Raw genomic sequence first — 21,182 nt, forward strand, 5'->3', positions numbered from 1 at the left:
CTACCAGATGCGCAGGTAGTCGACCAGCATGGACGACGGGAAGACACCCGCGGCGGGATCACCGGCGCCCACCCCGCCGACGGCGAGCGTGAACATCGGGGTCATCCAGTAGCCCGGGTTGTTGAACGGCCACCGGAAGTCGTCGGGGGCGCCGCCGGCGACGTGGATGGGTTTGTTGGGCACCTTGTAGTACTGCGCCCCGTCCCGGAAGAACTCGAATCCCTCTTCGCCCCAATGCATTCGCCAGGTGTGCCAGTTGCCGTCGACCAGGCCGGGAATCGACCTGCCCTCCCAGGTCTTCCCGTTGGACGCGGCGTGGACCGTGGTGCCGGGGGCCCAGTCACCATTGCCGTACCACTCGAAGATGTCGACCTCGCCGTCGGGCAGCGGATCCTCGTTGACGCCCCAGAACGACGGCCACAGGCCGGGGAACAGGCAGTCGAGCTTGATCCGCGCCTCCCAGGTCTGGTTGATCATGCTGCGGAAGTTGCCGCGCAGTTTGCCGCTGTAGTAGGTGTTGCTCAGCAGATCGTGGGTAGCGCACAGGACAAGGTTGGAATTTCCGTCCTGGAAGACGTTTTGGCGGTCGTCGCGGTAGATCCCCTCCACGGGCGGGAACACGTCGTCCTGCCAGGTCTGGATCGTCCACTTGCCCGGATCGGGCGGCGAGCCCGCGGGCCCGTCGAACTCGTCGGCGAAGATGTAGGGCCCGCCGCCGGCGGCCGGCGGCGCCTGCGGCGCCGAGGGGGTGGCCCAGGCGCCCGGCAAGCGCATCGCGGCCCCCAGCATGCCCAGCCCCGAGATCAACATCATGCTGCGACGATCCATTTACAAACCACCCATCGTTGAAAGCCGGCCCGTCAAGCCCGGCACGATCTCCCCAGGCAACTCTCGCAAACGGTGTTATAACACCACGCGGTGGGGGTGTGGCGCATCCTGCGCCTCAGCGCGCGCCGGGTTCGCTGATCTTGACCAGCGTCTTGCCGACGTTGACGCCGGTGAACAGGCCGTTGAGGGCATCGACACACGACTCGATACCCTCAAAGATGGTCTGCCGGTGGTGAAGTCGCCCCTCGGCCTCCCACCCCCGCAGCGCGGCGAACGCCTCGTCGAAGCGGCCCCACTGATCCAGCGCGTTGAAGCCCTGCATCAACGCTGTCTTGGACAACAGGTTCACATAGTTCGCCGGCCCCGGATGGTCCCCGGTCAGGTAGCTGGAGATGACGCCGCACAGCACCACGCGCGCACGGGAGGCCAGCCGGCCCAGCACGGCGTTGAGGATGGGTCCGCCCACGTTGTCGAAGTAGACGTCGACCCGTTGCGGGCAATGCTTTTTGAGCGCCGCGACGAGGTCGTCGTTCTTGTAGTCGATGCACGCGTCGAACCCGAAGTCCTCCACCACCGCCCGGCATTTCTCTTCACCGCCCGCGATGCCCACCACCCGGGCGCCGGCGATCTTGGCGATTTGCCCGGCCACCGACCCGGTGGCGCCCGCGGCCGCCGACACCACGACCGTCTCCCCGGGCTGCGGCCGGCCGATGTCGGTCATCCCGAAATAGGCGGTGGCGCCGGTCGGCCCGTACACCGACATGATCGCCAGCTGGTCGTCCTCGCCCGGGATCGGTGTGCTGAAAATGTCATCGCGGACGATCACGTATTCCTGAAATCCGGTCAGCGTGGTGACGACGTCGCCGACGGCGAAGGCGTCACACCGCGACGCGACCACCTCGCCGATGCCGGCCGCGCGGATGACCTCACCCAGCTGCACCGGCGGCAGGTAGCTCGGCTGGTCGTCGAGCCAGGTGCGGGCGGCCGCGTCGATGCCGACGTAGGTGGTGCGCAGCAACGCCTCCCCCTCGGCGGGTTCGGGTGCGGCCGCGGTGACCATTTCCGTGTCGTCGGGCCGGACGAGCCCGGACGGGCGACGACGCAACAACACCTGGCGGTTCGGCAAATCGGGCACGATCCCCAAAACTACCGAACGGGCCGAAAACACAGAAGCGAATGGCATATTCAATGCATGGCAGCAAACGATGACCCGGAAGAGCGGATCCGGGAACTCGAGCGCCCGCTCGCCGAGTCGGCCTGGGCCTCAGAGCAGACGAGCGCCCAGTCCGCCGGCCGGGATCAGCCGCCGCCCGCCCCGGGCACCCCGCCGCCGTGGTCCTTCAGCGGCCCGATCCCCGGACCGCCCCCGCAGAGCCCCTCGGGCAACCGCGTGTGGTGGATCGTGGGCACCGTCATCGCTATCGGCGTGGTCGCACTCGCGGGAGGCATCGCCGCCTTTGCCGCACACCAGGTTTCCGGGGTGAGATCATTGATCACCCCGCCGCCGAGCGTGTCGACGAGCCCCGCCCCGCCGGCCTCGCGGCGAACATCGCCGTCGAGTTCACCCACCCCGCCGCGCGGCACCCGGCTCAGCGTCGCCGGCATCAACGAGAACCGGACCATCGCCTGCAACGACAACATCGTCAGCGTCAGCGGGGTGTCCAACACGGTGACGATCACCGGGCACTGCGCCAGCCTCTCGGTCTCCGGCGTGCAGAACGCGATCACCATCGAGGCCGCCGATGACATCACCGCGTCGGGCTTCAACAACAAGGTGACCTACCACTCGGGCACGCCGAAGATCAGCAACTCCGGCGACTCGAACGTCGTCGCCCGGGGCTGAGCCGAAAACGACTGCTATGCAGGCTCTTCGGAATCGTCGTCGAGGACGCTGACCGCGATGCCGTAGGGCAGGAAACGCACTTTACGTTTCGGGTCGAGGTTGTCCTTGTTCGCGCGCAACGCGTCGAGTTCTCTCGCATAGACTTGTTCGACGTGCGCGCCGCCGCCGTCGTCCACGGTGTAGATGGCCCACACGCCCTCGCCGGCCTCGCCGGCGGTCTCCGGCTCGGGGCGGGGACGCCGCGTCAGGTCCTCGAAGATCGTCGACCAGCCCGTCCGGGCGCCGGGGGCGGCGACGAACCTGCTGACGCGCTCGAACACGTCGCGCAGCCCTTCGCTGCCTTCGCGGATCATTCGATCGAATTCATCGGGGTCGAATCCGAACCCACCGTGCTCGCCCATCCGACCTCCTCGCCAGCGCGTGCCGTCATTGCCAGTGTGCGCTCAACCGGGCGCGTGCGCCACGCCTCAGGGGCCCGGGGGCGGTGCCGGTGGGGTGATCGGGATGGGCACCGTGACGAACGGGAAGTGCAGGTACATGGTCACCGGCGCCGGCTGGGGCGGCGGCGGCGCGGCCGGCGGCGGAGGCGGGGCAGCCGGTGGGGGCGCCGGGGGCGGCGCGGCCGGCGCGGGTGCGGCCTTCTCGACCGGTCGGGGCACGTACTGCGGCGTCTGATGGGTCGGGGCGCGACGGACCGGCGCGGGGGGCGCCGACGTGGCCGTGGTCTGCGGCGCCGGCTGCTGCGCGATCGGTGCGGGGGCGGGGGCGGCCACCTCCGCGGTGGGCGCGGGCGCCGGCGGGGTCGTGCTCGGGGCGGGCGGCTGCGCTTGCGGCGGGGTGCTCGGCGGTGCGGCCGGCAGCTGGATGCCCGGGGTGGCCACATTGGCGCCCGCATTGTGCCCCGCACCCGTCGGCTGATCCGACGTCAGCGTCACCAGCACGACCCCGCCGATCACGGCGGCGATGCCGGCCAGGGCGCTACCGGCCAGCAGCATGGCCCGGCTCCGGCGCGCGGGCCTGTCCACTTCTTCGTCGGCTTCGTCGGCGAGGGCGCTGTAGGCGCGGAAACCGGTGCCCGTGCCGCCCTCACCCCACACGTCGAGGTAGCTGGGGCCGAGCGCCGGCGGGCTGAATTCCCCGGTGCCGGGGTCCAGCGCGTAGGCCAGCGCCGCCGTCGACGACGCGAACAGCGGCGCGTTCGCCGACGCCAGCGCGGCCCCGCGGGCCAGCGCCATGTCCGGCTCCTCGGGACCGGTGACCCGCAGCGAGGTGGCCGCCTCGACCGCGGGCTTCAGCGAAACGATGTCGGCCCCGCAGCCGACGATGAACACGCCGTCGGCCTCGGAGCCGCCCGCGTCGAGACCGGCGACCATCTTGGCCAGCTCGGCGGGGGCCGCGGTGCCGCTGATCCGGCGCCGGTGCAGATCGACGATGGAACCGTCACCGACCTCGACCACGGCCAGCGTGGCGCTCGCCGACTCGACGAACAGCATCGCGATGCGCTCGTAGGCCAGCGCGTAACCGACCGTCTGCGCCAGTGCGGCCGCCGCCAGCAACGGGGCGACCATCATCACGTTGCCGAGGTCGCTGGCGTTGATGGCCTCGCGCAGCGCGGCGACGTCGGCGGGATTCGTCCAGGTGACCCCGGTGGAGCTCAACCGGTGGCCGCCCTCCAACACCCCTTCGCAGGTGCCGCTGAGCGCGTCGATCACCCGATCGACCGCATTGCCGGCGGTGGCTACCTCGAACTCTTCTTGTTCGACGGTCACCCCGTCGGCGTCTTGGCCTTCGATCGCTACCAGGCGGACCGTCCCGGGAGCCATCGACACCCCAAGCACGATGTCCACGTAACGCCTCCAAGGTCTTCTGAAAGCCCCCTCAGGGAGGGCATGACGGGGTAAACCCCATCCGAACTTGGTGACACAAACGTTACCCGTGCGCGGTCAGCCGCGCAGACGGACTGCCTAAGCAGGAACGACGCTAATAACCCGGACCCAGGAAGGGATTCTGGGAGCTCCCCGGATACTGCGGATACTCGTTCCCCGGATACGGCTGATACTGCGGATACTCGTTCGACGGGTATTGGGACGGGTACTGGGGGGTTGCGGGAGCCTGCTTCTGCGGGACCTGGATCGGTATCGGTACCGGCAGCAGCGGGACGTGGATCCACTCCGTCGTCATCGGCACCGTCGTCGTGGTGCTGGTGGTGACCGGCGCCTCACTCGTGAGCGGAGGCGGCGGTGTCGTCGTGGCCGTCGGTGGGGGCGGCACCGTGGTGGTGACCGTCGGCTGCGGCGGCACGGTCGTCGTCGGTGGCGCCGTGTGCCTCGGGGTGTAGACCGGCGCCGGCGGTGCCGCCGGAGCAGACGTCACCACGACCGGGGGCGGTGGCGGGGGTGGCGGTGGCGACGGTGGTGGTTCGGGCGGCGGCGGCGGCGGACTCGGGATCGGTTGCGCGCTCGGCGGTGGGGGTGGCGGCACCGCGGTGGGCGGCGGGGCGGCCGGGGCCGGCGCGGCCGGTTTGACGGACGGGGCCGGCGGCGGCGCGACGGCCGGCGCCGGGGGGGCCTGACGGTTCTCGATCCCGGTCAGGGTGTAGGCCACGCCGCCGACGGCCGTCATCGCGACCACCGCGGACATCCCGATGATCAACTGGGAGAACCGAAGGCGCCGCCAAGGCCGGCGTTCGCGCGGCGGGTCGATGACGTTGAGCCGCATCGACCAGCCGGCCGGACCGTCTTCGTCGTAGGTTTCGCCGCCGAATCGCATCCGCAGGTCGCCGGGGTCGTCCGTCTGCGACCACGCCAGTTCGCGATCGGTGAGTGCCTCGTCGTCGATCACCAGCACGTCGCCGGCACCGAGGTCCACGACGTCGCCCGCGGCGTCGGCCGTCGCGAGCAGCCCGATCGACGTGCGGGTGCGCAGATCCAGCTCTCCCCCGCGGGAAGCCAGGATCAGCGCCCCGCAGGCCGCAGCGAAGGCCGGTTGCGACGGCGTCAGGACGGGCGTACGCCCGTGCATCGAAAGCCGTTCGGTCACAAGCGGAATGCGCGCACCGCCGCCGACCGTGACCACCGCCGCGAGGTCCGACCAGCTCTTGCGGTAGCGCACCAGCATGTCGTCGAAGGCATAGATGAAGCCCGTCAGCCGATCCTGGATCAGCTCCTCGAGGTCGTCCTGCGTCACCGTCAGGCTGCAACTGCGCCCGCCCAACTCGGCGGCGATGTCGGTGGCCATGTCGACCGACAGCCGCTCCTTGGCCGAGCGGCACTGCTCCCTGAGCTCGCCGAGCTGCCCGACGCCGGCGGTGCTGCCCGGGTCCAGGCCGCTGCCGTGGCCCAGCTCCTCGAAGGCGCGCAGCTGCAACTCCTGGTCGATCTCGTCTCCGGACAACGCGGCGTAGCGCATTGTGGCGCTGACGAGTTCGAAGTCCCCGGCGATGTTCACCAGCGTGGCCGAGGTGCCGCTGCCGCCGAAGTCGAGCAGTCCGACCACGCCCTCGTCGGGCAGCCCGAGCTCGGCCTTCACCGCCGTCACCGACGCGATCGCATCCGAGACCAGGCGCGGCGCCATCCCGCTCCGGACGAACCCCACATGCGTCCGCAGGGCGTCGCGCAACGCCTGCACCGTACTCGGTTTCCAGTGCGCGGGAACGGCGATGGAGATCTCGGAGGACGCCGCGTCCGCGCCGGCGGCGAGCACCATCGCGTCCAGGGCCTCCACCGTCAGCAGCTCCGGATCATGCGCGGAACCGTCGGGCGAGACCAGCGCGACCGAATCCCCGATGCGCTCGACGAAATTCCTCATCGGCACGCCGGGCTCGGCTATCGGCGGGTTCTCTTCGGGCACACCAATTTTCGGTGCACAGTGCGGATAAAGGGTGAGCACGCAGCGGCGGTTAACCGGTGGGCTTCCATTACGCGCAGCGACCAGGTTCGTGGTCCCGATCGACAACCCGAGTGGGTCGTACATAGAGCGAAAACCTTCGTCTATAGGGGTCGGTGGCCAGCGTTAACCATAGCCTCGGACACGCCCAAAGCCGATGCTTCGCAATGTCATTGGTATCCGCTCGATGCACTTGCGTCACCGAAGCGGTACCGAAAACCCCTTGACAGGAAGCCTTTCGTTACAACACGGTCAGCGGCAGCGAACGCCTGGGCTCGAACTGGAAGGTCGATCCGCCACTGACTCTGACCACCGAAACCTCTGGCAGTTCCTCGGTGGACGAGTCGGTTTCGACCAGTTCCGCCGTCCAGTCACGGTCCGTCCCGCTAACTCGCACCTCGATGCGCGGATCCACCGCGGTGGCGATCGCCTGCAGCGGCTGCGCGGATTCCGGCGAGCACAACGAGATCCACGACCGGTCGTCATGGGCCGGCGACGGGCGGACGTGCAGGCGGTTGGACTCCGTCTCGGCGACCACGTAGCCCGTGGGGTTGAGCAGTGGGTGCAACTCGAGCACCCGCAGCACGCCCTCGATTCCGCCCGGAAGCTTCAGCGCGCGGTGAATGCGTTCGGCGGCCACGCCCGCGATGCCGATCAGGCCGCGGGTGCACACGCCGACGGCCTCGTCCTCGTTGGCGGCCCGCGCGCGCACCGCGATCGCGAACGACAGGTACAGCAGGTGCATCTGCAGGCACACCTCCTCGGCCATCCGGACCAGGGCCGAATGCGAGAAGGCGGCGAAGTCGAAGTCGGACAGCAACGGACCGGAGTAGTCCGCCTGCCCCTCGTCGGCGCGGTCGATGGGATCGAGTTCCCATGTCGCGGCGCGGGTTTGGCTGACGATTTCCAAAGCCGGGATGGCCTGCGCCTCGGGGTAGGACTCGTCGATGATCACGGTCCACGCGCAGTGCGGCTTGCGGTCTGCCGGTTCGCGCGGGGGCCGGTGGATGGGCCGGCACTGCGCGCGCGGATTCGTCGCCACCGCGGTGGCGTCGAAGGTCGGATCCTCGATGGTGTGGCACATCCCGAACACGTACTGCTCGCCCATCGGCTCCACGTCGAGCAGCGCGCCGCAATGGTCGAGCTGGAATTCGCCGTGCCAGCGGTCGTAGACGGTGTAGCGGAAATCCATGAATTGCGGTGGCGCGCCGATGTCGAGCTGCAGGCCCTTGAAGATCGTGATGACGTCGTCGCCCTCGTAGTTCAGCGCCTTCTGCATGCGCCTGGTGTAGATCGGGCTGGCGCCCGCCCACTCCTCGATGGCGATCTGCACCATCTCGTCGCGGCCGAACGACGAGATGCACCAGGCCATTCCGGATCGATCGATCAGCTGTCCGATCAGCAGCAGTTCGGGGACCAGGACGACGAGCTCGTCACGGGACAATTGCGCGTATCGCGAGGGGCTGCTCACGCCCCAAAAATAGACTCGACTATGTTATAAAGTCAACAATGTCCATCGTCGCCGGCCAGACGCCCGACCGCCCCGTCGGCCCCACCAGGCGGACCACCGCGCCCCGCAAGCGCGGCGATGACACCCGGGCGAAAATCATCGACGAGACGGTCCGCTGCATCGTGGAGGAGGGCTTCTCCGCGGCCACCGCCAAGCACGTGGCCGAACGCGCGGGCGTGACGTGGGGGGTCATCCAGTACCACTTCGGAGACCGCAACGGCCTGCTGATGGCCGTGGTCGACGACGGGGTGGCCCGGCTGGTGGACAGCCTGTCGTCGGCCGATGTCAGCGAGCTACCGCTGCGGGAACGCATCGAGGTCGTCGTCGACACCGCGTGGAGCTGCTACAGCAGCCCGACGTCGATGGCCGCCTTCGAAATTTTGCGCGAGACCCGCGGCGGCAAAGGCGACCCGTCGTCGCGGCGCCACCTGCTCGACATGAACGCCGCGATCGGACAGCTGGGGCGGTTGATCACCACCGATCCCGCGCATTCCGGTGTGGCCGAAGTCATTTGGGCCACGCTGCGTGGCGTGGTGCTGGCGCAGATGCTCACCGGCACCGCGATCGATTGGAGCCTGGAACGGCGTGCCCTCATCGACATGGCCGCCGCCTACCTCGCTGACCGCGACACTTAAACCACGCACCCGACACGCCGCGCAATGTGACCGTGGTTTAAGTCTCGGCGACCGGCTCTTCGATGCGAACTTGGGCTGCTCACCAGCGTGTGCTGCAATGACCTGATGACCCTCGACGATCTCGCCGATATCGAAGCGATCAAGCAAGTCAAATACCGGTATCTGCGCGCACTGGACACCAAGCATTGGGACGACTTCGCCGACACCCTGGCCGAGGACATCAAGGCCGATTACGGGCCGTCGATCGGCAACGAGCTGCACTTCACCAACCGTGCCGAGCTGGTGGAGTACATGCGGACGTCGCTGCCCGCAAACGTCATCACCGAGCACCGGGTGACGCATCCGGACATCACCGTCACCGGCGACACCGCAACGGGCAGTTGGTATCTGCAGGACCGGGTCATGGTGTCCGACATGAACTTCATGTTGATCGGGGCGGCCTTCTACCGCGACACCTACCGTCGCACCGAGGCCGGCTGGAAGATCAGCGGCACCGGCTACGACCGAACCTACGACGCCACAATGTCATTGGAAGGCATGAACTTCACGCTCAAACCCGGTCGCGCGATCGCCACCGACTGAGAAGCTACTTCGTGATGGCGATGACGGCGCCGGGCCGCAGCCATTTCATGATCGACACCAGCTGAGCGTCGTCGACGGCCACACAACCCTCGGTGGGCTTGCCGTCGGTGGTGTGAAAGAAGAACGCGGCTCCCCCGCCCGGGGTTTTGTTCTTGTTGACGCCCATCACGACCGCGTGCTTGTACTGCGGGATTTGCAGGTTTTCGCTTTCGGCGGTGTTGAAGGGGCACTGGGCCTTCTGGCAAACCTGCATCGAGTTGAAGGTGGCGCTGTGGTCGTCACCGCTCCACCAGTAGTTCGGACCGGACACCTGGGTATAGGGCAGCCCGGTACCGGGATTCGACGCGGTGCCGAAGGCGGAGTCCAGGCTGTAGATGCCCATCGGGGTCGCCGGTACGCCGCTCTTCGCCTGCGGCGCCATCCCGGCCGAACCGACGTGGGTGGGAATGCCGGAACGCAGCGACTGCCATCCGGCGCCGGTGCGCTGGAAGATCTCCATCGTCGCGTTCGAACCACCGGTGCTCACCACCGAAACGACCTGTGTCGCATTGCCAACCGCATTCGCGAACCAGGGAGCGCCGGCGGCCGCGCCCATCGGCGCAAGCACCACCGAGGCGAATATCACGCACGCCGCAGCGCACAGTGACGTGAGCAGTCGGTGCATGCACTCCATCGTCAGACCCGCGCATCCTGGGGGTCAAGTAAAGCTTTAGCGCCGGTTAGGTCACCGCGCCGTGACCAAATGGCCACCGCCGCAGGGGTTTAGCCCGAGCGGCCGGGAGCGGGGGCGAAAAACCCAGAGGCACACCAGGAAATACAGGTATCCCACCGACCAGCCGGCCAGCACGTCGGACGGGTAATGGACGTTCAGCGCCACGCGGGAGATCCCGACCGCCGGCAACGCCACCGCCACCGCGACGACCACCACGCGCCGCATCGCGACCTTCATCATGGGCAGCGCAAAGCACAGCATCGCGAGCAGCCCAGCCGTCGCTTCCAGCGCATGACCGGACGGAAACGAGGTGCCGGCCGCCGGCACCAGCATGGTCGGCGGGCGTGGGCGGTTGGCCAGCGCCTTGGCGCCCGCGGTCGCGAACTCGTTGCACGGCGCGCACGCCACCAACAGCACCAACGCGGCGCGCAGCCGGCGCATCACCAGCGCGAGCACCGTCACCGCGATCCCCAGCGCAGCCAGCACCCCCGGGCCCAGCACGAACGACACCGATTCGGCGAACCGCAGCCACGCCGGGTGCTTGATCGCGAACGCGCGCGCCCCGTCCAGCAGCGACCAGTCCACGCGATACAGCCAGGCCCAGTGCTGGCGGTAGCCCACCCACATGAGCGCGTACACCGCCGCGGCCAGCGCGGCAATCCCGGCGGCCAACGACGTCCTGGGGCGGGTCATCACCCACCGATACCAGCACGGCCGCGGCGCCGGTCGTGCGGCCGCCCCACACATCGGCCCGCGCAGTCATACTGGCGGTATGGCTGTCTTTGTCCGCAGGTTGTTCGGCATCGGCAAGCTGCCCGACCAGCTGCACGCCCAGGTCGAATCGGAAGGCCTTACCTACCTTGCCGATTACGTCGCGGTGACCCGGCGCTTCAGCGGCACCATCCCCGGCGTGCGGTTGCCGCACAGCGTCGCCAGCTACACGGGGTCACTGGCCTTCACCTCGGAGCGGGTTCTGGCAACGCTGTCCATGCTGCCCCGGCTGGCCGGGCCGACGGTCAACGTGCGCTGGAACGCGCCGCAGACCGGTGGGGCGACGGTGGAGATCTCTTCGACTGGCCTGCAGGTCGACGTCGACGTCTCCCGGGTCGACGAGAAATTCAGCGGCGAGTTGTCGCTGCACTACAAGGTCGCGATCCCGGCCGACGTGCTCGACGGCCTGCCGCGGCGGTCGCTGGCGTTCGACATGCCGCCGGACTACGTGTTCCGCGCGGTCGGCGTTACCTATAGTCCCTGATCGTGATCCGCGGCCACGGCGGCTGCCGCAGCACCGCCAGGCTGCCGATCACCGCGGCCAGCAGGCCGGTGAGCACCCCGATCAGGGCGATGCGATTCGCATCCACCGCCGGCGTCCAGGAGGCCTGGCCGTCGCGGACGGCGAAGACCCCCAGCGGTTTGGCAACCACGATGACGGTGGTGCCGTCGGGGGTGTGATAGGGCTCGCCGTAGGTGCGGCCGGCGGCGGGATCGGCGGCCAGCTGCTCGAGTACGTCGGAAGGCTTCACGCGGACACTCCCTTCAGGACACGTCCACGCTAATGCGGATTTCCTACGATGGCTGACGTGACCGGTCAGGCCTTCAGCCCGCAGGAGCGGCGCGCCGTCTATCGCGTCATCTCCGAACGCCGGGACATGCGCCGGTTCGTTCCCGGTGCGGTGGTGGACGAGGACGTGCTGGCGCGCCTGTTGCAGGCCGCGCACGCGGCGCCCAGCGTCGGGCTGATGCAGCCGTGGCGCTTCATCCGGATCACCGACCGTGCGCTGCGGCGACGGATCCACGCACTGGTCGACGAGGAACGCCCGCTGACCGCCGCCGCCCTGGGCGAACGGGCCGACGAATTCCTGGCGCTCAAGGTGGAGGGCATCCTCGAGTGCGCCGAACTGCTCGTGGTGGCGCTGGGCGACGACCGCGACAAGCACGTCTTCGGGCGGCGGACCTTGCCGCAGATGGACCTGGCGTCGGTGTCGTGCGCCATCCAGAATCTGTGGCTGGCAGCGCGATCCGAGGGCCTCGGCATGGGCTGGGTGTCGCTGTTCGACCCGAGGCGGCTGGCTTTGCTGCTGGACATGCCCGCCGGCGCCGAGCCGGTGGCCATCCTGTGCCTGGGGCCGGTGCCCGAATTCCCTGATCGCCCCGCCCTCGAACTGGACGGCTGGGCGGTGGCGCGGCCGCTCTCGGAGTTCGTCTGCGAAAACCGTTGGGACCGCCTCGCCTCACCCTGAGGTCCCGACGCGGCGGGGATCGCCGCAGGATGTTGAGGTATCGTCGCCGGTCGCAAGGCAAGGTGAGAGGTGACGCGATTGACGCCGGGCGAAACTGCGGACACGAAAGACGACACGCGGCGCAAGGACAACGTGCTGATCGTGCATTGGCACGACCTGGGCCGCTACCTCGGCGTCTACGGCCACCCGGACGTCTCGAGCCCGCGAATGGACCGCCTTGCGGCCGAGGGCATCCTGTTCACCCGAGCGCACGCGACCGCGCCGTTGTGCTCGCCGTCGCGCGGATCGCTGTTCACCGGGCGCTACCCGCAGTCCAACGGCCTGATCGGCCTGGCTCACCACGGCTGGGAGTACCGCAGCGGAATCCGCACCCTCCCCCAAGTCCTGTCCGAATCCGGTTGGTATTCAGCTCTTTTCGGTATGCAACACGAGACCTCCTACCCGAAGCGGCTGGGTTTCGACGAGTTCGACGTATCGAACTCCTACTGTGACTACGTCGCCGACAAGGCCGACGAGTGGCTGCGGCAGAGCGCCGATGGCCTTGTGGGGCAACCCTTTTTGTTGACCGCCGGCTTCTTCGAGACGCACCGGCCCTATCCCGAGGACCGATACTCCCCTGCCGAGCGCGCCGACGTCGACCTGCCCGACTACCTGCCCGACACCCCCGAGGTGCGCGGCGACCTGGCCGCCTTCTACGGGGCCATCAGCGCCGCCGACGCCGCCGTTGGGCGGTTGCTGGACACGCTGGCCGATACCGGGTTGGACGCCACCACGTGGGTGGTGTTCTTCACCGACCACGGCCCGGCGTTCCCCCGGGCGAAATCCACGCTCTATGACGCCGGCACGGGCATCGGCATGATCATCCGCCCGCCCACCGGCCGGGGCGTGGCTCCGCGCGTCTACGACGAGCTGTTCAGCGCCGTCGACCTGGTGCCAACGTTGTTGGGGCTGTTGGGAATCGACGCCCCGGCCGACGTCGAAGGCGTGTCGCACGCGGGCGTGCTGCTGGAGCCGGACCCGACCTCCACGCCGGTGCGCGACGAGGTGTTCACGATGAAGACCTACCACGACTCGTTCGATCCGATTCGCGCGGTCCGCACCAAGGACTACAGCTACATCGAGAATTACGCGTCGCGTCCGCTGCTGGATCTGCCCTGGGACATCGAGGAAAGCCCCTCCGGGGTGGCCGTGGCGCCGTTCGTCACGGCGCCACGGCCCGAGCGCGAGCTCTACGATCTGCGCGCCGATCCCACCGAAACCACCAACCTGCTGGCCCGCGACGGCACTGACGTCTCCGACGTCGACGACGTCGCGGCCAATCTTGCCGTCCTGCTGCATGATTGGCGCCAGCGCACCGGCGACGTCATCCCCTCGGAGTTCGCCGGCACCCGAATCGCCGCGCGGTACACCGAGACGTACCTGCAGATTCATCACGGCACCCGGCCGACCCCGCGATCCGCCATCGCCGCGGACCGGGGCATCGAAGAAGGTAAGCCCACCCAGCGGTAGCCGCGGCTGGTCCGATGGTGGCGACCCGCTGCGCCCGGCTAGGTCCTGTAGTGGCGACCCGCTGCGCTTGCGATCGCCACGGCCGCGCTAGCGATCGCCACGGCCGCGCTAGCGATCGCCACTACGAGCGCTTCGCTTCGCCCACCACGGCGACGACGAACACCCGACGGAACGGGAAGATCGTCGTTCCGTCCGACCGCGGCGGATAGGCGTCGCGCAGCAGCGGGATCAACTCCTCGCGGAACTGCTCCCAGGTGTCGTCGTCGAGCCGCTCGCGCACCGGGACCAGCGCCGTGCCGGTGATCCATTCCAGCACCGGATGCTCGCCGGTCAGCTGATGCAGGTACGTGGTCTCCCAGACGTCGACCCGGCAGCCGGCATCGAGCAGCAGGTCGGCATAGTGCGCGGGCGGCTGGACCACCGCTCCGACGCGAAAGGGTATGTCGCGCAGCAACTTCGCGTACGGCTCGCGGCGGGCCAATGCCCGCACCGCTGCGTAGGAGGGGGACTCGAAGTTGCCCGGCATCTGCACCCCGATCCACGATCCGGGCGCCAGCTCGCCCGCCCATCGCAGCAGCAGGTCGGCATGCTCGGGCACCCAGTGCAGGGCCGCGTTGCTGACCACCACGTCGGTGTCGGGCTGGGGCTTCCAGTCGCGCAGGTCTCCGGTGACGGCGTCGATGCCGCGCTCCTTGGCGGCGGCCACCATCTCCGGGGAGCTGTCCATCGCCTCGATCACCGCGTCAGGCCAGCGACGGCCCAGGTATTTCGTCAGGTGACCGGGCCCGCAACCGAGATCGACGACGCGGCGCGCCCGCTCGGCCCCCACCCGCGACAGCAGGTCGTAGAAGGGCCGGCCCCGGTGGTCGGCAAAGGCCAGGTAGACGTCCGGGTCCCACATGTCGGTCCTCCTGATCAACGCGCCGTCGCTAGCCGGCTGATAGCAAACCGTATTACTCCTATGGTGCCCCGGCACCAGCGCCGTGGTCCGGGATAGGACCGTGGCGACCGAAACCGGTCAAACTCCCTGGAAGCGCGCGCCCGTCCCGCTACCATCGGCGTTCGTGGCGCCCGACATGGATCCGATCGACCCGCCCGTCCCCGTTCCCGACGTTCCCGGCGCCGATGTGCCGGCCGGCGCCGGCGGATTACCCCCCCGCTCGGCGTTGTCGTCCCGTCAGCGAATGGTAGTCGAGGCATCGGCCCTCGGCGATCTGGCCCTGCGCACGTGGGTGGCTTCGCTGCTCACCACGACGGTGGCGCCGTTCGTGGTCGCCAACGCCCTGCGGCAATCCGATGCCTCGACCGAGCGGAGCAACCTCGACTTCTACGCCGAGCTCGGCGCGGCGGGAGACCCCACGCGGTCATTTCCGCCGCCCACCGAACTGCCCCGGGTGACCTCCCGGCGCGCCAGCCCCCTGGCGGAGTGGGTCGCGCGCGGCACGGTCGACAACATCGCATTCCCCAGTAGCTTCACCGCGATCAACCCCGCCATGCGCGCCCGCTGGAGCGCGTGGGGGTCCAACAACATGGTGCGCGCGCAGCACTGGCGCCACGACGACGGGCCGCGGCCCACGCTGTGCGTGATCCATGGCTTCATGGGGTCGTGGTATCTGGCCAACGGACGGTTCTTTTCGCTGCCCTGGTACTACCGGGCGGGCTACGACGTTTTGCTGTACACGTTGCCTTTTCACGGCAAGCGGGCCGAAAAGTTCTCGCCTTTCAGCGGTTTCGGCTATTTCGCCGGCGGCCTGTCCGGCTTCGCCGAGGCGATGGCGCAGGCCGTGCACGACTTTCGTTCCCTCATCGACTATCTGCGCCACACCGGGGTCGACCGGATCGCGCTCACCGGCATCTCGCTGGGCGGCTACACCTCGGCGCTGGTGGCCTCGGCCGACGACCGGCTCGAGGCCGTCATCCCCAACTGCCCCGTGGTCACGCCCGCGACGCTGTTCGACGAATGGTTCCCGGCCAACAAGCTGGTGCGGGTAGGCCTGCGCCTCTCCGAGATCAGCCACGAGGAGTTGAGCGCCGGCATGGCCTACCACTGCCCGCTCAACTACCCGCCGCTGTTGCCGCGGGACCGCCGGATGATCATCACCGGTCTCGGCGACCGGATGGCGCCGCCGGATCATGCCGTCAAACTATGGCACCACTGGAATCAGTGTGCGCTGCACTGGTTTCCGGGCAGCCACGTGATGCATGTGAGCCAGTTGGACTACCTGCGCCGGATGACCGCGTTCCTGCAGGAGGTCATGTTCTGACGGCCTCGAGGGTTTCGGTGGTCTCAGCGCTCTGAGCGCCGGTGGCCGACGACGCCCGATGGGCCCCACCGACCAGGGTGGGCCAGTGCAGACCGGAGAGCAGGTCCGCGGGAGCGGTCGTGTGTCCGTCCAGCCGCGTGGTGGACAACAAGTCCAGCGCCGTCAGTGCGGGCAGGTGATTTCCGCGCTGCGGGGTCAGCCCGTCCAGCGGCGCCTTGCGGTCCGGCGGGGTGTCGGTCTGGAACGCGCACGCCACCGCGACGGTGGGGTGGGCCTTGTCGCCGGCGATCTCCAGCGCGGTGCAGGTCTCGCGCGCCGCATACGACCGGATGGCATCCAGCGTTTCCGGCAATGCCTCGTCCACCCGGATCTCGTATGCCGCAATGTAATCCGACGCGCCCCGCTGCACCCCGCGCCATCTCTCGCGGGGGTTGGACGTCACCAGCCGGGGGACGTCATCGGGTGCGACGGCGGTGGCTTCCCATCCGGTCTCCCGCAGGTGGTCGGCCAGCCGCCGCGCCGCGACCGCAGCGGTCTCCTGCAACGGGATCCGAGACGAGCGGGCCCGCAACGCGGCCAGGTTCTCCGGCGCCGACACGGTGAGTCCGATCCAGGTCTCCCGTCGCGAGGCGTCGGAGGCGTTGTCCCGGCTGGTGATCCGGATCTTGTCCGCCCGGATGCCGTAGCGGTCCAGGTAGCCCGCGATCAGCGGCAGCGGCAGCACGTCGGCGTCGCCCTCCGGCGCGCCCACCCGGACCAGGGCGGTGGTCGCCGTGGCGGCGGGCTGCGGGGTGAACGCGTTGCGGCGCCCGATGATCGCCAGCCGGCGGCGCAGGATGGTGGTGAAATACAGGCCGCCCCAGGCGCCGAACAGCACGATCACGACGGCCGCCGCGATGCCGATCAGCCAGTAGTCTCGCGGCGATCGCCAGGGGTAGGCCATCACCGCGGGCACAATGGCCAACAGCGCCAACGTGATTCGCCCGCTCCCGGGGGTCGGTATCGAGATCTTGCTCACGGGGTGGGGTCCTTTCGACGGCGTGCGGCGATGGTGGTGACCGCGGCGGCCACGGCGACCAGCACGGCCAGCACGGCGGTGCCGGCCACCGCGACGTTGCGCGGTGTGGTGTCCTTGGGCGCCGGTGCCGGAGGCAGCGCGACCTGCTTGGCCGCCGCCCCGCTCGGTTGATCACCGGCGGGCAGTTGCCAGGTCAACGCGGCCACCGGGTCCACGCTGCCTGCGCCCACCACGTTGGACGGGTCGCGGGCGCCGTTGTGCGCGGTAGCGGTGATGCGATGCGTCACCGCGGCGGCCGACAGGTCGGGATACTTGCTGCGCACCAGCGCGGCGACGCCGGCGACGTAGCCGGCCGCATAGCTGGTGCCCTTGAGGCCGACCAGTTGCTGATGGTCGTCGGGCAGGCCGTTAGCCAGGCCCGCGCCGTCACCGTTGCCGACCGACACGATGCGCTCGCCCGGCGCCGCGACCCCCACCCACGGGCCCGCCACGGTGAATTTCGACGGCTGGCCGTCCGGGGTCAGGGACGCCACCGACAACACGTACGGCTGCCACAACGACGGGATGGACACCGAGGTGACACCGGCCCAGTTGCGCGGGTCGTTCGGACGGCTCAGGTCGGTCAGTGGGTTGGATTCGCAGGACGTCCCGCCGGCGAACGATCCGGTCGGTCCGCTGTTGCCCGCGGCGGCCACGATCACCGCGTCCTTATCCACCGCCGCGTAGCGCACGGCGGCGCCGAGGGCGGCCTGGTCGACGGGGCGGTCGACGGGAAGGCAAGTGGCCGAGCCGATGTCGATCACCCGGGCGCCGAGGTCGGCCGCGTGCACGATGGCCCGGGCGAGCGTCGTGACCTCGGACGACACCCGCGCCATCAGTGGGTCTCCGCCCGGGGTGCGGGGGGAGAACCGGGCCGACGCCGTCCTGATCGAGACCACCCGCGCGGCGGGCGCCACGCCCGAGAATCCGTCGTCAGCCGATGGCTGGCCGGCGATGAGCCCGGCGACCAGCGTTCCGTGCCCGTCGCAGTCGGTCAGGCCGTCGGTGGTCTCGACGAAGTCGCCGCCCGGTTCGACATGGGGCAGCCGCGGGCCCGGCCGCACCCCGGTGTCGAGCACCGCGACCAGCTGGCCGTCGCCGCGCGAAAACTGCCATGCCGCCGGCAGATTCAGTGCCGACTGGCTGGCCGTCGGGGCGCCCGGGTCGCTGCCGGGAATGACCCCGGACGTGACGCAGGGTCCGCGCTGCTCCATCGGCTGCACCGGCCCCGGCGCCCCGCTCGGTGGGGCGACGCCGGGATCGACCGTCGGCGGGCTGATCGCGAAAGCCGGCGGACTCGTCCACGTCGCGGTGGCCGGCAACAGGGCCAACACCGCCGCGAGGCAGGCTGCTGGACATTGCCGCGGTCGAATCATCGATTGAGCACCAGGCTGAACAAGCCGACCACAAACGCCATGACGGGGATCAGCGAGGCATCGAGCCCCGCCGCGGCGAAGCCCACCAGCCGACGCACGGGAAGCGAATAGCTCTCCGGCTCAGCGATACCCGGATTCAGCGCCAGCACGATCCACACCGCCACGAGCGCCAGGAGCACCAGCGCCGCACCCAGCGCGGCGCCGTAGCGTCCCGTCGCCGTGTAGATCACCAGCAGCACGCCGGCGGACAGATAAGGCTGGGCGAGCAGCCACGCCTTGCAGGCGGCCGAGTCCCACACCCGGGCGCGCAGCACCGACGCCGCGGCGGTCGCCCCGACGACGTACCAACCCGCCCCGCTGAGCGTCTCCGGGCGCAGCGCGATCGCGACCGAACCCAGGACACTGAGCAGCACCGCGGCGGCGATGAATCCGCTCTGATGGGCGTCGCTGATCCGGACCCGTCGCGGCAGGTCCTCGAGCACCTGCAGCGACGGCGCCGACGGCGTGGGATCCCCGGGCGCCGGGATGACCGGCAGCGGGAACCGCGCCCACAGCGCGGACAGCTGCGCCGCTTCGATGGTGACCAGCAGCGCGGCCACGATCAGCCCGCAGCCGATCGCGACAAGCTTGACGTGCCACAGCAATTCGGCGCCTGCGGCCAGCAGCACCGCAGCGCCCAGCACCGCAGTCGCGGTGAAGAATCCGGCGATGCGCTCGCGCTGTGCGCTGGGCACCATCAAGGCGATCAGCGACCACGCGGTGACACCGGCCGCTGCCAGCATCACCTGCGCCGGGCCGAACCTGCCCGGCACCGCCAGCAACAGCGCGGCGGCGATGGGCACCAGCGCGGCGATCGACAGCGCCATGCCCGTGCGCGCCGAGCGCGCGGTGACCAGCAGGCCGACGATCGCGGTCACGGCCGCGACCGCGCTGACCGCAACCAGCCCGGACAGCGCGCCGGTGGCGACACGGTAGGTGACCGACAGGCCGGTTGCCAGGAAGGCCACGACGATCGCCGCGGCAAGCGCGCCGCGCTGGATATGAGTTGCGCCCCAGGGCTTGAGCCGAGAGGTGGAGAAAATCATGGCGGCGTCGGCGATGTCCTCGACGATGCCGGGCGCGGCCGGGCCGACCGGCACCGGCTGCAGCGCCAGTAGGTCACCGTCGACCACGCCGACCGTGTCCAGGCTCGCGTCCAGACTGAACGGCGCGCCGCCGATGGGCGCCAGGCTCAGTTGGGTCGCGCCGCCGATCTCGGCGGCGCCGCGTGAGCCGGAGGCATCCTCCGCGTCGCCGTTCGCGGTGGCTGGAACCACCAAACGCTGGACCGCGGGCAGGATTTCGCGCAGCGGCAGCTCGGCAGGCAAGGCCATTTCCGTCAACCTGCTGTCCGCGAGGATTGCCACACGGACGATCGGCATGACGGTTCCGGACGTCACCGGACCCTCGAAGAATGTTGCGGCCGTTCCTGGAACATCGTGCTCTCTTCTCTATTTCTCTCAGTGTTGGACGGACAGTGTTGAAGGTGAAAAATCTCGCGTTGAAGCGGAAAAGTCTCGTGCTAACCGGTGTTCGGAGAACCATCCGGCGTCGGGCAGTTGGGCGGTCAGTTGTTCGATCGCGACGGCGATCGCGAACGGAGTGCCGGGCGCGAAGGTCGAGACCCACTCGCCGTCGAACGCGCGGGACGGGCTGACCAGGACCCGCCCCTCGCTCGTGTCAACGATGCTCATGCCCACCTCGGTGGTGGAGTGCCGACCGTCGCGGTGGCAGCCGGCGACGATCTCGACGTAGCTTCGCGACCCGTTGAACACCGATTCCACCACCGGACGCGCCGATTGCGGAATCCCAAGATAGTCAAGGACTTCGGCGAGCGGGGCGCCGGACCGCAGCCGCTCGTCGGCGCGGGCGCCCACCCGGGTCGGCATGTTGAACTCGTCGAACCGAGCGGGTTGCCGCTGGGCGAGCCCCACACTGAGGACCGGAACCAGGGCACGCGGATCATCGATGTCCATGGCGGTGAACGTGATCAGCTGCGCGCTGCGCAACGCGACCACCGTCCTTCCCGGCCGGCCGCCGGCACCGCTGCGCTGCGCGACGATGCCGCGCAGCAGCTCGGCGGTGCCACCGGCCGCATCCGTGTCGTTGGTGGGCCCGACGTAACGCAGGTCGAGCCACCGCTCGGGAAAACACACCACTTTGATCCACTCGGCAACCGCGGGGTTGATGAGTCCGCCTTCTGATACCAGGCCCATCTGGGTGAGCTCCGCCCTCTGACGGTCGAGGAACACGTTGCGTTCCGCGGCATCACGATAGGGGCAGGTGATTGCCAATACCCACGGGAAGCTTCCCGCCCCAATCGTTTCCGCGATGAACCACGCGTGATCGACCGTCAGCTCGACGGCGTTGGGAGCTGGTTCCATCAGGCTCGTTCAGCCACGGACTAGCCGCCCCACTTGGCGGCTTCGGCCTGGTCGCGGGCCAGCATCGACATGGTGTTGGCCTCGTGGGTGCTGGCCATCGACTGGTACGCACGCACCAGGCTTTCCATGGCCTGGTTCCACTGGGCCTGCCACACCTGGTAGGTCATACCGGTGTCACCCTGCCAGGCGTTGGACAACGTGGCCTGCTCGGCGGAGATGTCGGCGCCGAGCCCCTGCATCGTGCCGGCGTAGCCCGACATGTCTGCGGCGTGGCTCAACATCGCCGGGTAGTTGTACATGATCTGCGACATCACAAGT

At 69.3% G+C, this 21,182-nt stretch carries 22 protein-coding genes; 7 read left to right on the forward strand and 15 right to left on the reverse strand.

Annotation, left to right across the window (positions count from 1 at the left end):
- Positions 1-828 (reverse strand): glycoside hydrolase family 16 protein, encoded by an 828-nt coding sequence (locus tag ACZ50Z_RS20310; RefSeq protein WP_464485151.1) that lies wholly within the window; start codon positions 826-828, stop codon positions 1-3.
- 115 nt (positions 829-943) lie between these two features.
- The gene (locus ACZ50Z_RS20315) at positions 944-1,963 is read right to left on the reverse strand and encodes an NADP-dependent oxidoreductase (protein WP_464485152.1); all 1,020 of its coding nucleotides are present in this window, start codon (positions 1,961-1,963) and stop codon (positions 944-946) included.
- Between the two features lie 57 nt (positions 1,964-2,020).
- On the opposite strand from ACZ50Z_RS20315, the gene ACZ50Z_RS20320 reads away from it, so the two are divergent.
- On the forward strand, positions 2,021-2,671 hold the full coding sequence (locus ACZ50Z_RS20320) for a DUF3060 domain-containing protein (RefSeq protein ID WP_464485153.1): 651 nt from the start codon (positions 2,021-2,023) through the stop codon (positions 2,669-2,671).
- 14 nt (positions 2,672-2,685) lie between these two features.
- On the opposite strand, the gene ACZ50Z_RS20325 is transcribed toward ACZ50Z_RS20320, so the two are convergent.
- The 4 genes from ACZ50Z_RS20325 to ACZ50Z_RS20340 form a co-directional block, all read right to left on the reverse strand.
- Positions 2,686-3,072 carry a hypothetical protein gene (locus tag ACZ50Z_RS20325; protein ID WP_464485154.1) on the reverse strand — a complete coding sequence of 129 codons (387 nt, stop codon included), beginning with the start codon at positions 3,070-3,072 and terminating at the stop codon, positions 2,686-2,688.
- A gap of 66 nt (positions 3,073-3,138) precedes the next feature.
- Positions 3,139-4,518: a DUF7159 family protein gene (locus tag ACZ50Z_RS20330; RefSeq protein ID WP_464485155.1), complete on the reverse strand. Its 1,380-nt coding sequence runs from the start codon at positions 4,516-4,518 to the stop codon at positions 3,139-3,141.
- Between the two features lie 133 nt (positions 4,519-4,651).
- Positions 4,652-6,643 (reverse strand): Hsp70 family protein, encoded by a 1,992-nt coding sequence (locus ACZ50Z_RS20335; protein ID WP_464485156.1) that lies wholly within the window; start codon positions 6,641-6,643, stop codon positions 4,652-4,654.
- 154 nt (positions 6,644-6,797) lie between these two features.
- Positions 6,798-8,027 (reverse strand): hypothetical protein, encoded by a 1,230-nt coding sequence (locus ACZ50Z_RS20340; RefSeq protein WP_464485157.1) that lies wholly within the window; start codon positions 8,025-8,027, stop codon positions 6,798-6,800.
- A gap of 38 nt (positions 8,028-8,065) precedes the next feature.
- On the opposite strand from ACZ50Z_RS20340, the gene ACZ50Z_RS20345 reads away from it, so the two are divergent.
- Both ACZ50Z_RS20345 and ACZ50Z_RS20350 read left to right on the forward strand, forming a co-directional pair.
- Entirely contained in the window at positions 8,066-8,701 is a 636-nt protein-coding gene (locus ACZ50Z_RS20345; protein ID WP_464485158.1) for a TetR/AcrR family transcriptional regulator, read from the forward strand.
- A 105-nt stretch (positions 8,702-8,806) separates the two neighbouring features.
- A complete protein-coding gene (locus ACZ50Z_RS20350; protein ID WP_464485159.1) occupies positions 8,807-9,283 on the forward strand; it encodes a nuclear transport factor 2 family protein in 477 nt (158 codons plus the stop codon).
- 4 nt (positions 9,284-9,287) lie between these two features.
- On the opposite strand, the gene ACZ50Z_RS20355 is transcribed toward ACZ50Z_RS20350, so the two are convergent.
- Positions 9,288-9,947, reverse strand: coding sequence for a L,D-transpeptidase family protein (locus ACZ50Z_RS20355; protein ID WP_464485160.1), 660 nt, complete (start codon positions 9,945-9,947; stop codon positions 9,288-9,290).
- 60 nt (positions 9,948-10,007) lie between these two features.
- Entirely contained in the window at positions 10,008-10,688 is a 681-nt protein-coding gene (locus tag ACZ50Z_RS20360) for a phosphatase PAP2 family protein (RefSeq protein WP_464485161.1), read from the reverse strand.
- A gap of 79 nt (positions 10,689-10,767) precedes the next feature.
- On the opposite strand from ACZ50Z_RS20360, the gene ACZ50Z_RS20365 reads away from it, so the two are divergent.
- Positions 10,768-11,250: a hypothetical protein gene (locus ACZ50Z_RS20365; protein ID WP_464485162.1), complete on the forward strand. Its 483-nt coding sequence runs from the start codon at positions 10,768-10,770 to the stop codon at positions 11,248-11,250.
- Here the strand turns inward: ACZ50Z_RS20365 and ACZ50Z_RS20370 are convergent.
- Entirely contained in the window at positions 11,234-11,518 is a 285-nt protein-coding gene (locus ACZ50Z_RS20370) for a hypothetical protein (protein ID WP_464485163.1), read from the reverse strand. The two genes, ACZ50Z_RS20365 and ACZ50Z_RS20370, sit on opposite strands and share 17 nt — an antisense overlap.
- 48 nt (positions 11,519-11,566) lie before the next feature.
- Between ACZ50Z_RS20370 and bluB the strand changes: the two genes are divergently transcribed.
- Together bluB and ACZ50Z_RS20380 are read left to right on the forward strand one after the other, a co-directional pair.
- Positions 11,567-12,235, forward strand: coding sequence for a 5,6-dimethylbenzimidazole synthase (gene bluB / locus ACZ50Z_RS20375; protein WP_464485164.1), 669 nt, complete (start codon positions 11,567-11,569; stop codon positions 12,233-12,235).
- Between the two features lie 69 nt (positions 12,236-12,304).
- A complete protein-coding gene (locus tag ACZ50Z_RS20380) occupies positions 12,305-13,744 on the forward strand; it encodes a sulfatase family protein (protein ID WP_464485165.1) in 1,440 nt (479 codons plus the stop codon).
- A 121-nt stretch (positions 13,745-13,865) separates the two neighbouring features.
- Here the strand turns inward: ACZ50Z_RS20380 and ACZ50Z_RS20385 are convergent, their stop codons facing one another.
- The gene (locus ACZ50Z_RS20385) at positions 13,866-14,645 is read right to left on the reverse strand and encodes a trans-aconitate 2-methyltransferase (RefSeq protein ID WP_464485166.1); all 780 of its coding nucleotides are present in this window, start codon (positions 14,643-14,645) and stop codon (positions 13,866-13,868) included.
- Between the two features lie 175 nt (positions 14,646-14,820).
- On the opposite strand from ACZ50Z_RS20385, the gene ACZ50Z_RS20390 reads away from it, so the two are divergent.
- Positions 14,821-16,008: an alpha/beta hydrolase family protein gene (locus ACZ50Z_RS20390; RefSeq protein ID WP_464486328.1), complete on the forward strand. Its 1,188-nt coding sequence runs from the start codon at positions 14,821-14,823 to the stop codon at positions 16,006-16,008.
- Here ACZ50Z_RS20390 and eccE read toward each other — a convergent pair.
- The 5 genes from eccE to ACZ50Z_RS20415 form a co-directional block, all read right to left on the reverse strand.
- Positions 15,998-17,026 carry a type VII secretion protein EccE gene (gene eccE / locus ACZ50Z_RS20395; RefSeq protein ID WP_464485167.1) on the reverse strand — a complete coding sequence of 343 codons (1,029 nt, stop codon included), beginning with the start codon at positions 17,024-17,026 and terminating at the stop codon, positions 15,998-16,000. The genes ACZ50Z_RS20390 and eccE overlap by 11 nt on opposite strands.
- A complete protein-coding gene (mycP, locus tag ACZ50Z_RS20400) occupies positions 17,023-18,441 on the reverse strand; it encodes a type VII secretion-associated serine protease mycosin (protein WP_464485168.1) in 1,419 nt (472 codons plus the stop codon). Before mycP ends, eccE begins: the two co-directional genes overlap by 4 nt.
- On the reverse strand, positions 18,438-19,862 hold the full coding sequence (gene eccD / locus ACZ50Z_RS20405; RefSeq protein ID WP_464486329.1) for a type VII secretion integral membrane protein EccD: 1,425 nt from the start codon (positions 19,860-19,862) through the stop codon (positions 18,438-18,440). The genes mycP and eccD overlap by 4 nt, the downstream gene beginning before the upstream one ends.
- A gap of 78 nt (positions 19,863-19,940) precedes the next feature.
- Positions 19,941-20,864 carry an ESX secretion-associated protein EspG gene (locus ACZ50Z_RS20410; protein ID WP_464485169.1) on the reverse strand — a complete coding sequence of 308 codons (924 nt, stop codon included), beginning with the start codon at positions 20,862-20,864 and terminating at the stop codon, positions 19,941-19,943.
- Between the two features lie 20 nt (positions 20,865-20,884).
- Positions 20,885-21,175 carry a WXG100 family type VII secretion target gene (locus ACZ50Z_RS20415; protein ID WP_008261663.1) on the reverse strand — a complete coding sequence of 97 codons (291 nt, stop codon included), beginning with the start codon at positions 21,173-21,175 and terminating at the stop codon, positions 20,885-20,887.
- Positions 21,176-21,182 lie beyond the last annotated feature (7 nt).

The sequence above is a fragment of the Mycobacterium sp. NTMscope_MAC_269 genome, assembly GCF_976985695.1.

Bases quoted from the DNA above. Each gene is read 5' to 3' on its own strand.
- ACZ50Z_RS20410 (WP_464485169.1), bottom strand. From the start codon at position 20,864: ATGGAACCAGCTCCCAACGCCGTCGAGCTGACGGTCGATCACGCGTGG.
- ACZ50Z_RS20310 (WP_464485151.1), bottom strand. From the start codon at position 828: ATGGATCGTCGCAGCATGATGTTGATCTCGGGGCTGGGCATGCTGGGG.
- ACZ50Z_RS20345 (WP_464485158.1), top strand. From the start codon at position 8,066: ATGTCCATCGTCGCCGGCCAGACGCCCGACCGCCCCGTCGGCCCCACC.
- eccD (WP_464486329.1), bottom strand. From the start codon at position 19,862: ATGCCGATCGTCCGTGTGGCAATCCTCGCGGACAGCAGGTTGACGGAA.
- ACZ50Z_RS20355 (WP_464485160.1), bottom strand. From the start codon at position 9,947: ATGCACCGACTGCTCACGTCACTGTGCGCTGCGGCGTGCGTGATATTC.
- bluB (WP_464485164.1), top strand. From the start codon at position 11,567: ATGGCTGACGTGACCGGTCAGGCCTTCAGCCCGCAGGAGCGGCGCGCC.
- ACZ50Z_RS20360 (WP_464485161.1), bottom strand. From the start codon at position 10,688: ATGACCCGCCCCAGGACGTCGTTGGCCGCCGGGATTGCCGCGCTGGCC.
- ACZ50Z_RS20320 (WP_464485153.1), top strand. From the start codon at position 2,021: ATGGCAGCAAACGATGACCCGGAAGAGCGGATCCGGGAACTCGAGCGC.
- ACZ50Z_RS20385 (WP_464485166.1), bottom strand. From the start codon at position 14,645: ATGTGGGACCCGGACGTCTACCTGGCCTTTGCCGACCACCGGGGCCGG.
- ACZ50Z_RS20350 (WP_464485159.1), top strand. From the start codon at position 8,807: ATGACCCTCGACGATCTCGCCGATATCGAAGCGATCAAGCAAGTCAAA.
- ACZ50Z_RS20325 (WP_464485154.1), bottom strand. From the start codon at position 3,072: ATGGGCGAGCACGGTGGGTTCGGATTCGACCCCGATGAATTCGATCGA.
- ACZ50Z_RS20415 (WP_008261663.1), bottom strand. From the start codon at position 21,175: ATGTCGCAGATCATGTACAACTACCCGGCGATGTTGAGCCACGCCGCA.
- ACZ50Z_RS20335 (WP_464485156.1), bottom strand. From the start codon at position 6,643: ATGTACGACCCACTCGGGTTGTCGATCGGGACCACGAACCTGGTCGCT.
- mycP (WP_464485168.1), bottom strand. From the start codon at position 18,441: ATGATTCGACCGCGGCAATGTCCAGCAGCCTGCCTCGCGGCGGTGTTG.
- ACZ50Z_RS20365 (WP_464485162.1), top strand. From the start codon at position 10,768: ATGGCTGTCTTTGTCCGCAGGTTGTTCGGCATCGGCAAGCTGCCCGAC.
- ACZ50Z_RS20390 (WP_464486328.1), top strand. From the start codon at position 14,821: ATGGATCCGATCGACCCGCCCGTCCCCGTTCCCGACGTTCCCGGCGCC.